The organism is Aeromicrobium sp. SORGH_AS_0981, assembly GCF_031453195.1.
Taxonomy (GTDB): Bacteria; Actinomycetota; Actinomycetes; order Propionibacteriales; family Nocardioidaceae; genus Aeromicrobium.
Genome location: NZ_JAVIZD010000001.1, coordinates 1,046,007 through 1,058,569, shown reverse-complemented (window position 1 = coordinate 1,058,569; position 12,563 = coordinate 1,046,007). Strand labels below are relative to the sequence as shown.

Annotated in this window: 18 protein-coding genes; 9 read left to right on the top strand and 9 right to left on the bottom strand. The window is 73.6% G+C overall.

From position 1 onward, the window contains the following. Positions 1–76 precede the first annotated feature (76 nt). From QE370_RS05460 to QE370_RS05440, 5 genes are all read left to right on the top strand, one after another. A complete protein-coding gene (locus tag QE370_RS05460; RefSeq protein WP_309635239.1) occupies positions 77–442 on the top strand; it encodes an ABC transporter ATP-binding protein in 366 nt (121 codons plus the stop codon). Between the two features lie 241 nt (positions 443–683). Continuing rightward, positions 684–1,544 (top strand): oxygenase MpaB family protein, encoded by an 861-nt coding sequence (locus QE370_RS05455; protein ID WP_309633700.1) that lies wholly within the window; start codon positions 684–686, stop codon positions 1,542–1,544. A 96-nt stretch (positions 1,545–1,640) separates the two neighbouring features. Then, on the top strand, positions 1,641–2,054 hold the full coding sequence (locus QE370_RS05450) for a hypothetical protein (RefSeq protein WP_309633699.1): 414 nt from the start codon (positions 1,641–1,643) through the stop codon (positions 2,052–2,054). After that, on the top strand, positions 2,051–2,440 hold the full coding sequence (locus tag QE370_RS05445; RefSeq protein ID WP_253022275.1) for a phage holin family protein: 390 nt from the start codon (positions 2,051–2,053) through the stop codon (positions 2,438–2,440). The genes QE370_RS05450 and QE370_RS05445 overlap by 4 nt, the downstream gene beginning before the upstream one ends. Continuing rightward, positions 2,437–2,640 carry a DUF3618 domain-containing protein gene (locus tag QE370_RS05440; RefSeq protein ID WP_253022277.1) on the top strand — a complete coding sequence of 68 codons (204 nt, stop codon included), beginning with the start codon at positions 2,437–2,439 and terminating at the stop codon, positions 2,638–2,640. The genes QE370_RS05445 and QE370_RS05440 overlap by 4 nt, the downstream gene beginning before the upstream one ends. Positions 2,641–2,642: 2 nt before the next feature. On the opposite strand, the gene QE370_RS05435 is transcribed toward QE370_RS05440, so the two are convergent. Then, positions 2,643–3,134 (bottom strand): FBP domain-containing protein, encoded by a 492-nt coding sequence (locus tag QE370_RS05435; RefSeq protein WP_253022279.1) that lies wholly within the window; start codon positions 3,132–3,134, stop codon positions 2,643–2,645. Positions 3,135–3,215: 81 nt separating this feature from the next. Between QE370_RS05435 and QE370_RS05430 the strand changes: the two genes are divergently transcribed. Then, positions 3,216–3,800, top strand: coding sequence for a TetR/AcrR family transcriptional regulator (locus QE370_RS05430; protein ID WP_253022281.1), 585 nt, complete (start codon positions 3,216–3,218; stop codon positions 3,798–3,800). An 18-nt stretch (positions 3,801–3,818) separates the two neighbouring features. Here the strand turns inward: QE370_RS05430 and QE370_RS05425 are convergent, their stop codons facing one another. Next, on the bottom strand, positions 3,819–4,457 hold the full coding sequence (locus QE370_RS05425; protein WP_253022283.1) for an MBL fold metallo-hydrolase: 639 nt from the start codon (positions 4,455–4,457) through the stop codon (positions 3,819–3,821). After that, positions 4,457–5,545, bottom strand: coding sequence for an S-(hydroxymethyl)mycothiol dehydrogenase (locus tag QE370_RS05420; protein WP_309633698.1), 1,089 nt, complete (start codon positions 5,543–5,545; stop codon positions 4,457–4,459). Before QE370_RS05420 ends, QE370_RS05425 begins: the two co-directional genes overlap by 1 nt. Before the next feature lie 266 nt (positions 5,546–5,811). Here QE370_RS05420 and QE370_RS05415 point away from each other — a divergent pair, with 266 nt between their 5' ends. After that, positions 5,812–6,276 carry a PGPGW domain-containing protein gene (locus QE370_RS05415; protein WP_309633697.1) on the top strand — a complete coding sequence of 155 codons (465 nt, stop codon included), beginning with the start codon at positions 5,812–5,814 and terminating at the stop codon, positions 6,274–6,276. 19 nt (positions 6,277–6,295) lie between these two features. On the opposite strand, the gene QE370_RS05410 is transcribed toward QE370_RS05415, so the two are convergent. Both QE370_RS05410 and QE370_RS05405 read right to left on the bottom strand, forming a co-directional pair. Next, positions 6,296–6,640, bottom strand: coding sequence for a GNAT family N-acetyltransferase (locus tag QE370_RS05410; RefSeq protein WP_309633696.1), 345 nt, complete (start codon positions 6,638–6,640; stop codon positions 6,296–6,298). A gap of 26 nt (positions 6,641–6,666) precedes the next feature. Then, positions 6,667–7,656, bottom strand: coding sequence for a pirin family protein (locus QE370_RS05405; protein WP_309633695.1), 990 nt, complete (start codon positions 7,654–7,656; stop codon positions 6,667–6,669). An 82-nt stretch (positions 7,657–7,738) separates the two neighbouring features. Between QE370_RS05405 and QE370_RS05400 the strand changes: the two genes are divergently transcribed. Beyond that, entirely contained in the window at positions 7,739–8,563 is an 825-nt protein-coding gene (locus QE370_RS05400) for a DUF3152 domain-containing protein (RefSeq protein WP_309633694.1), read from the top strand. Positions 8,564–8,804: 241 nt separating this feature from the next. On the opposite strand, the gene QE370_RS05395 is transcribed toward QE370_RS05400, so the two are convergent. Together QE370_RS05395 and QE370_RS05390 are read right to left on the bottom strand one after the other, a co-directional pair. Continuing rightward, positions 8,805–9,719 carry a cation diffusion facilitator family transporter gene (locus tag QE370_RS05395; protein ID WP_309633693.1) on the bottom strand — a complete coding sequence of 305 codons (915 nt, stop codon included), beginning with the start codon at positions 9,717–9,719 and terminating at the stop codon, positions 8,805–8,807. After that, positions 9,719–10,114, bottom strand: a complete 396-nt coding sequence (locus QE370_RS05390) for a metalloregulator ArsR/SmtB family transcription factor (RefSeq protein WP_083516142.1) — start codon at positions 10,112–10,114, stop codon at positions 9,719–9,721. Before QE370_RS05390 ends, QE370_RS05395 begins: the two co-directional genes overlap by 1 nt. Positions 10,115–10,243: 129 nt before the next feature. Here QE370_RS05390 and QE370_RS05385 point away from each other — a divergent pair, with 129 nt between their 5' ends. Continuing rightward, positions 10,244–10,801, top strand: a complete 558-nt coding sequence (locus QE370_RS05385) for a copper resistance protein CopC (protein ID WP_309633692.1) — start codon at positions 10,244–10,246, stop codon at positions 10,799–10,801. 22 nt (positions 10,802–10,823) lie between these two features. Here the strand turns inward: QE370_RS05385 and QE370_RS05380 are convergent, their stop codons facing one another. Together QE370_RS05380 and QE370_RS05375 are read right to left on the bottom strand one after the other, a co-directional pair. Beyond that, positions 10,824–11,432: a response regulator transcription factor gene (locus QE370_RS05380; RefSeq protein WP_309633691.1), complete on the bottom strand. Its 609-nt coding sequence runs from the start codon at positions 11,430–11,432 to the stop codon at positions 10,824–10,826. Further along, the gene (locus QE370_RS05375; protein ID WP_309633690.1) at positions 11,429–12,550 is read right to left on the bottom strand and encodes a histidine kinase; all 1,122 of its coding nucleotides are present in this window, start codon (positions 12,548–12,550) and stop codon (positions 11,429–11,431) included. Before QE370_RS05375 ends, QE370_RS05380 begins: the two co-directional genes overlap by 4 nt. Positions 12,551–12,563: the final 13 nt, after the last annotated feature.

Sequence of the window (12,563 nt, the reverse complement as noted above, 5' to 3'; positions counted from 1 at the left end):
GTGGACGCGAAGGTGGCGTCGTTGCTGGAGTCGGTGCAGCTGCCGGCCGTCGTACGCGGCGCGGTTCGGTCACGAGCTGTCCGGTGGTCAGCGTCAGCGGATCAGCCTGGCGCGCGCGATCGCGCTCGACCCGGACCTGCTCATCGCGGACGAGCCGACGTCAGCGCTCGACGTGTCGGTGCAGGCGACGGTGCTCGAGCTGTTCGCCGAGCTGCAGCAACGGGTCGGGTTCGCGTGCCTGTTCATCAGCCACGACCTGGCCGTCGTCGACTCGCTCGCGAACCGGGTGGCGGTGCTGCAGCACGGTCGGCTGGTGGAGCAGGGGTCGCGCGAGGACGTCCTGCGCCGCCCGCAGGAGGCCTACACGCAGCGCCTCATCGCCGCCGTCCCGGTCCCCGACCCGGCCGAGCAGCGTCGCCGGCGCCCCACCCCGATGCCCTGACGTCGAGGAAGATTCCCAGGTCGACCTGGGAATCTCCCACCAGGCACGGTTTCCCGCGGTTTGCCCGGAAAGCTTTCCGGGCCTATCGAAGATTCCCGTGCCTGGCTGACGTGCAGGAAGATTCCCAGGTCGACCTGGGAATCTCGCGCCGCGCACGGTTTTCTGCGGTCCGCCCGGAGAGCTTTCCGGGCGGACCGCAGATTCCCGTGCGAAGTTCGTCAGCTCGGCGAGACTGGAGGGCATGGACCTCGACGTGCGGGACCGGCTGGGGCGGATGATCTTTGCCCGGGTCGCGGGTGACGAGGGACCGCAGCGGCGTGAGCGGATCATGTTCGCGCCGGGGCCACGGCGCTTCGGGCCCGACTCGGCGATCGCGACGGTGCACGGCGACGCGTCGATGTTCGTCGGTGGCATCCGGGCGCTGCTGCTGCAGTCGCTGCACCCGCTGGCGATGGCCGCGGTCGACCAGAACTCGGGCTTCCGCGGCGATCCGTGGGGTCGGCTGCAGCGCACGAGCGGGTTCCTCGCCGTGACCACGTTCGGGACCGACGCCGACGCGACGCGCGCCATCCGGGGTGTGCGTGCCGTGCACGAGACGATCACCGGGGTGGCGCCGGACGGCCGGCCCTACCGCGCGTCGGACCCGCACCTGCTGCGCTGGGTGCACGTCGCCGAGATCGACAGCTTCCTGCGGGCGCACGACCGGTACGGCCGGCGTCCGCTCGACGACGCCGGACGCGACGCGTACGTGGCCGAGGCGGCCGTGGTGGCCCGCGAGCTCGGGGCGAGCGACGTGCCCACGACGGTCGCGGAGCTCGACGCGGCACTCGCCGCGTTCCGTCCGGAGCTCGCGAGCACGGCGGCGGCACGGCGCACGGCCCGCTACCTGCTGGTGCACCCGCCCGTGCCGCTCGCCGTCCGCGTGCCGTACGGCGTGCTCGCGGCGGCGGCGGTCGGGCTCATGCCGCGCTGGACGCGCTGGCCGTTGCGTCTGCCGTACCTGCCCGTCGCCGAGGCGAGCGCCGTACGCATCGGGGGCGAGGTCGTCACGCGCTCGATCCGATGGGCCATGACACCGCCGGAGCGCCCGCCGACCCCGTGATGCCTCCCTGCGGTTGCGGGACGCGGCCAGTCCCGGGATGCTGTGGACCTCTATGTGTTCCACCATGGGGGAGTCGTCTGCGAAGGGGAACCTGACGTGAACAAGCTGTTCATCGCGGCTGCCGGCGTCGCCGGCTACGTGCTCGGCACGCGCGCCGGTCGCGAGCGCTACGACCAGATCCGCACCCAGACCCAGAAGGTCTGGAACTCACCGACCGTCCAGAGCGGTGTCGACCACGCGGCCGACGCCGCCAAGAGTGCCGCCAGCGCAGCCGGCTCGGCCGCCGCCGACGCGGCCTCGTCGGCCGCGAGCGCCGCGGGCTCCAAGGTCGCCGACGTCGTCAAGGGCCACGGCTCGGACGACGCTCGCGTCTCGACCGACCCGGCCGACGCCTCCTACGACGTCGACGCCGCCCTCGCGGAGGCTGACACCGAGGTCACGTCGGAGCGGCCCGCCAACAACCCGGCGACCGCCGCCGACCTGGCCGAGCCGCGGACGAGGCGCCTGTGACCTCCCCGTCCGACGAGTCGACCGGACGGCTCATCGCGCAGGCCACCGAGGACATCTCGACGCTCATCCGCGCGGAGATGCAGCTCGCCAAGGACGACCTCGCCCAGGCGGGCAAGCGCGTCGGCGTCGGCGCGGGGCTCTTCGGCGCCGCGGGCGTCATCGCCCTGTACGGGCTGGGCGTGCTGATCAGCGCCGCGGTCCTCGGCCTGGCGAACGTCACCGATCCGTGGCTCGCCGCCCTGGTCGTGGCCGTCGTGCTGTTCGCGGTCGCCGGTGTGGCCGCCCTCCTGGGCAAGCGGAACGTCACGAAGGTGACCCAGGCGCCCGCCGCCCGGGTCGAGAGCGTGCAGGCCGACGTGGCCGCCGCGAAGGGAGATCACCCATGAGCGACCGCGCCCGCCTCGAGGCCGAGATCGACGCGACCCGCGAGCACCTCGCCGAGACCGTCGACGCGCTCGGCGACAAGCTCGACGTGAAGGGACGCGCCCAGGAGGCCGTCGCCGAGGCCGACAAGGGCCGTATCGCGATCCTCGCCGGCGCCGCCGTGGCGGCCGTCGTCGGCATCGTGCTCCTGCGTCGCGGCTGAGCTCAGTCCGCCCGCACCCGGTCGACGAACTCCAGCACCCGCAGACGCAGGTCGTCGACGCGCAGGTCGGGCGCGCCGGTGACCGACTTCTCGTGCGCCTTGAGAGGTCGGCGCACCCGCGTCCAGCAGGCGAGGTCGCCGCAGACGTACTGGCCGACCGTGTCGCCGGCGCGTCCGCGCGGCCCGGCACGGCGCGCCACCACCAGCCGTGCGGTCGACGTGCCGTCGTCGGTGCGGCACCAGTCGCAGAGCGTGGTGCGGGCCGGACCGATCGAGTCGGCCAACCTCAGCTCCACGCCGACGGGCTCGTCGACGATCTCCTCGCCGAGCACGACGTAGGCCCGCAGCGGTGCCTTCGGGTCGATCCAGCCGAGGTAGTCACGCTCGTCGAGACGCTCCGGCGGCCACGGCGCCGGGAGCGTCATCGTCGCGATCCGGCTCTTGGTGCTGTTGACGATGCTGGCGCGCACCTGGCGCGGGTCGAGCGGCTGCATGGTCCCTCCTCACCTCGTCACTGTGCCTAATGCTGTTAGGCATCAACCTAACATAGCCAGGCGCGCTGGTAGGGTCGTGACGTGCCCCGAGCCGGACTCTCCACCACCGCCGTCCTGACGGCGGCCGCCGACCTCGCCGATCGCGAAGGCCTCGACGCGGTGACCCCCTCCGCCGTCGCCCGGTCGGTCGGCGTGCGGACACCCAGCCTCTACGCCCACGTCGCCGGGGCCCAGGCGTTGCTCGACGGGGTGACCACCCTGGCCCTGGAGGAGCTGGCCGATCGCGGGACCGAGGCCCTCGCCGGCCGTTCCGGTCGCGATGCCCTCGTCGCGCTCGCCGACGCGTACCGGCTGTACGCGTCACAGCACCCCGGCCGGTACGCCGCGAGTCGACGCGGGACCGACGCCAGCGCGCGCTCCGTCACCGCGGGCCGCCGACACGGCGACCTGCTCGCCGCCGTGCTCCGCGGCTACCCGGTGCCGGAAGGGGAGATCGTGCACGCGACGCGGCTCGTCGGCGCGGCCGTGCACGGCTTCGTCACCTTGCAGGCCTCGGGCGCCTTCGACCACAGCGATCCGTCGGCCGACGTCAGCTGGCACCGGGTGCTCGACGCCGTCGACGTCGCCCTGCGCGGCTGGCCGGGAGCGCGCAGCACCGACCACTGAGCGCCGAGCAGGGAGGGTCTAGTGGCCCCGGTCGATCCACTCCTGCAGGTGCGGCGCCTCGTCGCCGATGCGCGTGTCGTCGCCGTGACCGGTGTGCACGACGGTCTCCGCGGGCAGCGTCAGCAGGTGGTCGCGGATGGAGTCGACGATGGTCTCGAAGCTGGAGTAGCTCCGCCCGGTCGCGCCCGGGCCTCCCTGGAACAGGGTGTCGCCGCTGAACAGGACGCCGAGGTCCTCGGCGTAGAGGCACGTGCTGCCGGGCGAGTGGCCCGGCGTCGCGATGGCGCGCAGCGTGCTGCCGGCGACCGAGAAGGTGGTGCCGTCGACGAGGTCGTGGTCGGGCTTGGCCTCCTGGCCGTGCTCGGCCTCCCAGAGCATCGTGTCCGCGGGCGGGAACCAGATGGGTGCGCCGGTGAGCTCGCGCAGCCGCACCGAGGCGTTGAGGTGGTCGTTGTGCCCGTGCGTGAGCACGATGGCCAGGACGGAGCGCCCGTCGACCGCCGCGGCGATGGCGTCGGCGTCGTGCGGGGCGTCGACGACGACGACCTCGCTGTCGTCGCCGACCAGCCAGACGTTGTTGTCGACGTCCCAGCTGCCGCCGTCGAGCTCGAACTGGCCCGACGTGACGACCTTCTGCACCTGTGCTGCCGGGGACATCAGATCATCACCACCGAGCGGAGGACGTCGCCGTGGTGCATCTTGTCGAACGCCGCCTCGACGTCGTCGATCCCGATGCGCTCGGTGACGAAGGCGTCGAGGTCGAGCCGACCCTGGCGGTAGAGGTCGACCAGCATCGGGAAGTCGCGGCTCGGCAGGCAGTCGCCGTACCAGCTCGACTTGAGCGAGCCCCCGCGTCCGAAGACGTCGATGAGCGGCACCTCGGGGATCTTCATGTCGGGGGTGGGCACGCCGACCAGGACGACGGTGCCGGCGAGGTCGCGGGCGTAGAACGCCTGCTCCCACGTCTCGGGGCGCCCGACGGCCTCGATGACGACGTCGGCGCCGAAGGTGTCGGTGAGCCCCTGGATGGTCTCGACCACGTCGTCCTTCGACGCGTCGACGACGTGCGTCGCGCCGAGCGCCTTCGCCTGCTCGAGCTTGCGCGGGTCGAGGTCGACGGCGATGATCTTGGCCGCGCCGGCGAGTCGGGCGCCGGCCACCGCGGCGATGCCGACGCCGCCGCAGCCGATGACCGCGACCGAGTCGCCGCGACCCACGCCGCCGGTGTTGATGGCGGCACCGATGCCGGCCATCACGCCGCAGCCGAGCAGGCCGACGGCAGCCGGGTCGGCCTCGGGGTCGACCTTGGTGCACTGCCCGGCGGCGACCAGGGTCTTCTCGGCGAAGGCGCCGATGCCGAGCGCGGGGGAGAGCTCCGTGCCGTCGACGAGCGTCATCTTCTGCTCGGCGTTGAACGTGGCGAAGCAGTACTGCGGGCGTCCGCGTCGGCACGCGCGACAGTCGCCGCACACGGCGCGCCAGTTCAGGACGACGAAGTCGCCCGGCGCCACCTCGGTGACCCCCTCGCCGACCGACTCGACGACGCCGGCGGCCTCGTGGCCGAGCAGGAACGGGAACTCGTCGTTGATGCCGCCCTCGCGGTAGTGCAGGTCGGTGTGGCAGACGCCGCAGGCCTGGACCGCGACCACCGCCTCGCCGGGACCCGGGTCGGGGACGACGATGTCCTCGACGGTGACGGGCGCGCCCTTGCTGCGGGCGACGACGGCCTTGACGGTCTGCGGCATGCGGTCCTCCTGGTGCTGACGTGCGGACACCACGACGCTATCGGGTCGCGAGGACACCTGCTCGGGGTGCGGCCGGGGTCCGGTGGACCTACCGTTCAGGCACCGACGCGACCCGCGCGTCCGGCGAAGGGGCCCACCATGCGCATCCTCCTGATCATCCTCGTCATCCTGGCGATCATCTACGTCGCACAGCTGGTCCTGAAGAAGCGTTGACCGCTGTTTCCCCTCGCTCGGTAGGCTCTGGCGACCGACGACGAGAGGACGACATGGGCGTCATCCACCACGGCAAGACCATCGCGCTGGAGATCCTCGGCTGGCTCATGGTCCTGCTGGGCATCGCCGCCATCTTCCTGCCCGGGCCGGGCCTGCTCCTGCTGTTCGGCGGGCTCGCCCTGCTGTCGCAGCGCTACGAGTGGGCGCGGCGTCGCGTCGAGCCGGTCAAGGACGCAGCCCTGCGCACGGCCGCCCAGGGCGTGCAGACGTGGCCGCGCATCCTCGCCTCGCTGGCCGGCGTGGTGTGGCTCGTCGGCCTCGGCGTCGTGTGGGGCCTGCGACCGCCCGCGCCCGACTGGTGGCCGCTGCGCGACTCGTGGTGGCTGCTCGGCGGCTGGGGCACGGGAGCCACGCTCATCGTGTCGGGCCTGATCGCCCTGGCGACCATCGTCTACAGCTTCCGCCGCTTCCGCGGCCGCTCGATGGACGACGTCCGCCGCGAGATCGCCGAGACCTGAGCCTGCCGGGAGGTCCCGGTCAGGCGGGCCAGTCGACGAGGTCGTCGAACCGACCCTCGTGCTTGCGGAGCCAGCTCGCGACGTACGGGCAGTGCGGGACGATCCGCAGGCCCGACGCGCGGACGTCGTCGAGCGCGTAGGCGACGAGCACCGACGCGAGGCCGCGTCCGCCGTAGGCCTCGTCGACCTCCGTGTGCAGGAAGTCGCGCTGCACGCCCGCGCCGTTCCCCTCCAGGTCGCGGTAGTCGGCGTGGCCGATGACGGTGCCGTCGTCCAGGAGCTCGTAGCGCTGCTGCTCGGGGGCGTGGCGCACGACGACCACGCGTCCCTCGTCATCCTGGTGCTCGGTGGGGGGCAGGCTCATCGAAGGTCCTCTCGTCGGGTGCGCGGTCAGCCGCGCGGTCGGATGCGGGCGTTCGGGAGGGCGGGTGCCGGCAGGGGAGCCTCCGGGTCGCCCTCGGGCAGCCCGAACGGTCCGTCGGAGCCCTCCCCGGCCTGCTTGCCGTCGATCTCGGCCTGCCACGCGGCGCGGTACTCGACGACGTCGTCGTGGCTGCGGCCGACGAAGTTCCACCACATGACGATCTGCTCGCCGAAGGGGGGCCCGCCGATGAGCAGCACCCGGCTGTCCTCGGTCGCCCGCAGGGTGATGCGGTCGCGACCCGGCGCCAGGTAGCCGAGCTCGTCCTTCGCGACGGGGTCGGTGTCGGCCAGCACGGCGCCGGTGTCGACGAGCACGCCGTGCTCGAACGTCGGGTCGACGTCGACCTCGAGGACGGTGCCCCGCTCGAGGCGCAGCTCCGCGCCGAGCAGCGGCGTGTGCGTGACGACGGGGGAGGTGGATCCGAGCAGGCTGCCGAGGAAGACCTGCGCCGACCACGCGCCCTCCGCAGTGCGGCCGTCGACGGTCGGCGGGGCGTAGTGCTCGAAGGTCTTCTCGACGAAGCGGGCGTGCTGCGGCAGCGCCACCCAGAGCTGGGCGCCGTGCAGCACGGTGGTGTCGGCAGTGGACCGCTCGGAGTGGCTGATGCCGCGCCCGGACGTCATGAGGTTCAGCTCGCCGGGCCGCACGTCGGCGTGGAAGCCGGCGCTGTCGCGGTGCTCGACGGTGCCCGAGAACAACCAGCTGACGGTCTGCAGCCCGGTGTGCGGGTGCGGCGGGACGTCCATGCCGCCGGTCTCGGACACGTCGTCGGGACCGTAGTGGTCGAGGAAGCACCAGGCGCCCACGAGCGACCGCTCGCGCTGGGGGAGCGTGCGCCGGACGGTCATCGCACGGGGTCCGCCGAGCGGCACGTCCCGCGGCGTGAGGACCTGCAGACCGGCCGGCGCGTCCGCGCCGCAGACCATCTCGTCGGGCGAGGTCTCGGTGTTGCTCATGGTCGTCCGGCCCTCCTGCTGCGGTGGCTGGCCACCCTGCGGCAGCCGACGCGGCCAGCGTATCCCCGCGTAGGCTGGTCGGGTGACGCAGCGTGATCCCGGACCCCCGCGTCGCCCCGACCCCGACGTGGTCGGGCGGCACCGGGTCCCGCGCGCCCGCACCGTGCGCCGCGGACGCGTGGCCGCACTCGCCGCGTCACTGCTGGTGACGCTCGTCGTGGTCGTGCTCTCGGCGGTCCGGCCGTCGCCCGAGGAGCGGGTGGCGACCGAGGACACCGCGTCGACCTGGGGCACCGAGGCCACGCTGCCGACCGTCACGCCGTCCCCCTCGCCGTCGCCGTCGGGAACGTCGTCGACAGCCCGTCGCTCGGCCGAGGTGGAGCCCACGACGTTCCCGCAGTCTGGCGCCGGCACGTTCCGCACGGCAGCCGTCGTCGACGTGGCCGGCTCGGGCGGCGGCCGCGACCGCACCTACACGGTCGAGGTCGAGAAGGGACTCCTGCAGGACCGGGCGACGTTCGCGCGCGACGTGGCGCGCGTGCTGGGGCACGAGCGCGGTTGGCGCACCGACGGCTGGTCGTTCACGCAGGTGGCGCGCAACCCCGACGTGCGCGTCATGCTCGCGAGCCCCGACACGGTCGACCGGCTGTGCGCGCCGCTGCTCACCCGCGGCGAGGTGTCGTGCCGCAGCGGTGACCGCGTGGTGCTCAACGTCAAGCGCTGGGTGCGCGGCGTGACGTACTACGGCGACGACCTGACCGGCTACCGCACCTACCTCGTCAACCACGAGGTCGGGCACGCGCTCGGCAAGTACCACGTCGGGTGCCCCGCGCCGGGCGCCAAGGCGCCCGTGATGCTGCAGCAGAGCAAGGGACTCCAGGGCTGCGTCAAGAACCCCTGGCCCTGATCCGACCGCTCCGGACGTCCTCGACCAACGTCGTGCCCGCGTGACACCGGGCCCGGCGGAAGGCGCCGGGCCCGGTGGGCGTCGGACGGTGCAGTTGGGAGTCTCGTCCACGATCCCGAGTGCGAGACCGCACCGTCCGACGTCTCGACCGTCGCACGGCGTGCCGCGGCCACCTGCAGGGTCAGCGCCGACCTCGGTACTCCGGCGCCTCGTTTGCGTAGACCTCGACGCGGGCCTGCGGTCACCAGTCGACGCTGTGGCACTCCGGCGCGCGGCACCCTTCGACCTGGAGGGTGGCGTGCTCGACGTGGTGCCGCTCGCGGAGCACCGTGCGCGCGTCGGCGAGCACACGGTCGAGCGCGGCCGGACCGGTGCTCGCGCCGGCGGCCACCAGGTGGGCCGTCGCGACGTTCATGCCCGACGTGAGCACCCAGACGTGGAGGTCGTGCACGTCGTCGACCCCCTCGACGGCGCGCAGGTCGGCGACGACGGCGTCGACGTCCATGCCGTCGGGCACGTGCTGGCCGAGGACGGCGAGGACCTGGCGCGCCAGCACCACCGCGCGGACGGCGACGAACACGCCGATCGCCAGCGCCACCACGGTGTCCCACCACGCGGAGCCGGTGGTCGCGACCAGCACGCCGGCGACGACGACCCCGACCGAGCCGGCGGCGTCGGCCACGACCTCGAGGTAGGCGCCGCGCACGACGAGGGACTCACCTGCGCCCGCGTTCAGCAGCACGAGCGAGACGACGTTGACGAGGAGGCCGAGGACGCCGACGACGATCATCGGGCCGGTCTGCACGTCGACCTGCGAGCCGATCCGCGAGACCGCCTCGACGACGACGTAGACCGAGACGCCGAGCATGATGAGCACGGCGAACCCCGACGCGAAGACCTCGGCCCGGTAGGAGCCGAAGGTGCGTCGTCCGGTGCGGTCGGTGCGGGTGGCGATGCGCGTGGCGGCCAGCGCGGCACCGAGCGTGACGACGTCGGCGGCCATGTGGCCGGCGTCGGAGAGCAGCGCCAGCGACGACGCGAGCAACCCGTACACGAGCTCGACGACGAAGAAGGCGGCGACGAGCGCGAACACCACCGCGAGCCGTCCGCGGTGGCGCTGGCTGGCGGGTCCGCCGTGACCGTGACCGTGGCTCATCAGCCGACCTCCTCCGGTGCGGCGAGCCCGACCAGCCGGGCCCCGGTGGCGAGCAGCTCGTCCGTGGCCTCGGGGTGCGCGAGCCGGTAGTAGGAGGAGCGGCCCTCGTGACGGACGTCGAGCAGGCCGCAGTCGCGCAGGCAGGCGACGTGCGCCGAGACGGTCGACTGCGCCAGACCGAGGTGGGCGGTGAGCTCGACCACCCGGTGCTCGCCGAGCTGCAGGTGGCGCAGGATGCGCAGCCGACCGGGGTCGGCCAGGCCGTGGAACAGGCGGGCGGCGACGACCGAGCCGTCGGCCCCCGTGAGCTCAGGGTGACGGTGCCCCTCGTGCTCGCGCGGTGCGTCGTGCCCGCGGGCGCGGTGGCCGTCGCCACTGTGGTGATTGATCGCCATTCGTCGATGATAACGCCGACCGACGCTGCTGGCGAGACCCCCGCCGGCGCGCACGGACGCTCAGGCGACGGCTACTACGATGCGTCGTAGCCGTCGACCGCATCCTGCGGTCGCCCCAGGAGGTCTCCCGTGCGCTCGTTCGTCCTCGGTCTCGTCGCGACCGTCGCCCTGCTCGCCGCTCCGTCGCCCGCCCTGGCCCACGCGTCGGTCGAGTCGTCGGACCCGCAGGACGGCGCCGCCCTGACGGCCCTGCCCGAGACGGTGTCGATCACGCTCAGCGAGGACGTGGGCAGCGGCGCCGTGCTGCGCGTGCTGACCTCGTCGGGCACCCGCCTGGACGACGGCGACGTGACCGTGGCCGGACGTCGCGTGCTCGTGGGGGTCCGGCCGGGCGAGGCCGCCGCCGGCTCCTACCGGATCGTCTACCGCGTCGTGTCGGCCGACGGGCACCCCGTCAGCGGCGAGATCCCCTTCACCGTCAAGCCCTCGACCGACGGCGCCGGCACCTCGGGGGCCGCCTCCGCGCCGGGCTCCCAGGACGACGTGACCGTGACCGACGTCGAGGACGACCCCTCCCAGAAGTGGGCGCCGCTGTGGGTGATGGGCTTCCTCGTCATCTCCTCCGGCCTGCTGATCTACATCGTCAAGGCCGGGCTCACGTCGTCGGCCAAGGAGGACGAGGACTGACGCGCGCCGCGTCGGCCCGCCGTCAGAGCCAGCCGTTGGCCTCGGCCACGCGCACCGCGGCGGCCCGGTTCTCGCCCCCGGTCTTGCCGATCGCGGCCGACAGGTGGTTGCGGACCGTGCCCTGCGACAGGTGCAGACGTTGCGCGACGACCGCCACGCTCGCACCGTCGCGGGCAGCGCGCAGCACGTCGGTCTCCCGCTCGGTGAGCGGTGAGTCGCCGGTGACGAGGCTGTCCGCGGCCAGGGTCGGGTCGACGACGCGCAGGCCCGCGTGCACCCGGCGCACGGCGTCGGCGAGCTGCGTGGCGGGCACGTCCTTCACGACGAACCCCGACGCACCGGCCTGCAGGGCCCGCCGCAGGTAGCCCGGCCGGCCGAACGTGGTGACGACCAGCACCCGCGTCCCGAGGCCCGCCGCGACCACCGCGCGGGTGGCCTCGATGCCGTCCAGGCCCGGCATCTCGATGTCGAGCAGCGCGACGTCGGGGCGGTGCTCCCGGACGGCGTCCAGCACGTCGGCGCCGGAGCCGACCTCCGCGACGACGTCGAGGTCGTGCTCCAGCGACAGCAGCGCGGCGAGCGCACCGCGGACCAGCGCCTGGTCGTCGGCGAGCAGCAGACGGATGGTCACGACGCCTCCCGTCCGACGCGCAGGCTGAGCCCGGGGTCGAGCGAGCGCACCACGACGGTCGCGCCCACCGCTGCGGCACGTTCTCGCAGGCCGGCCAGCCCGTGGCCACCGGCGGACCCGCCCTCGTCCCACCCGCGCCCGTCGTCGCGCACCTCCACCGCTCGGGTGTCGACCGTGACGGTGCACCGACGCGCGGCGGCGTGGCGCACGACGTTCGTGACCCCCTCGCGGACCGTCCACGCGAAGAGGTCGCGCAGGTCGCTGGGGACGTCGTCGACCGTGCCCGGCAGCGACGCCTCGACGTCCGCGGCGGCCAGCGCCGTGCGGGCCCGGGCGATCTCTCCGGGCAGGGTGATCTCGCGGTAGCCCTCCACCGCGCGACGGACGTCGGCGAGCGCGTCGCGACCGAGTCGCTCCAGGTCGCCCACCTCGCCGAGCGCCCTGGCCCGGTCGGCGTCGTCGCCGGACTCGAGCAGCCGGCGGGCCAGCTCGGCCTTGACCGTGATGACGGTCAGCGAGTGGCCGAGGATGTCGTGCAGGTCGCGGGCGAAGCGCGTGCGCTCGTTCTCCACGGCCAGCTCGGCGTTCTCGGCCTGCGCGAGGAGCAGCTGGGCGTTGCGGCTGATCAGGGCACGGACACCGAAGATCGCGACCGACCCGGCAAGGACGGCGAAGGCGAGCCCGGCCTGGCTGCCCCAGTCCTCGAGCGCCCCGAGACCGAGGGAGCCGACGACCGCGAGCACGACGAGGGCGGCGGCCACGACGGGTCGAAAGAGCAGGACCCCGGAGATCGCGACGTAGACGACGCACGCCATGCCGACCTCGCCCAGGAGGGCCACGTCGGCGGCGCACAGCGTGACCAGCCCGACGAACAGACCGAGTGCCTGCGCCGGCGGCGGCGTCCGGTCGGCCATCCAGCGCTCGCGGCGCGCCTGCCACCAGATGAGCATGTAGAGCGAGGCGAACAGGACGGTCACGACCAGACCGCCGACCCCGGCCGCCTCGTCGCGGCGCGCCCAGGCCGCGAGCAGCGGGTCGCCGAGGAAGAACAGCCAGATCAGTGCGAACCACGGACCGTAGCGCCCCGTGGGGACGGCGACGGTCCGTGGCGTGCTCATGTCGGGCAGCGTA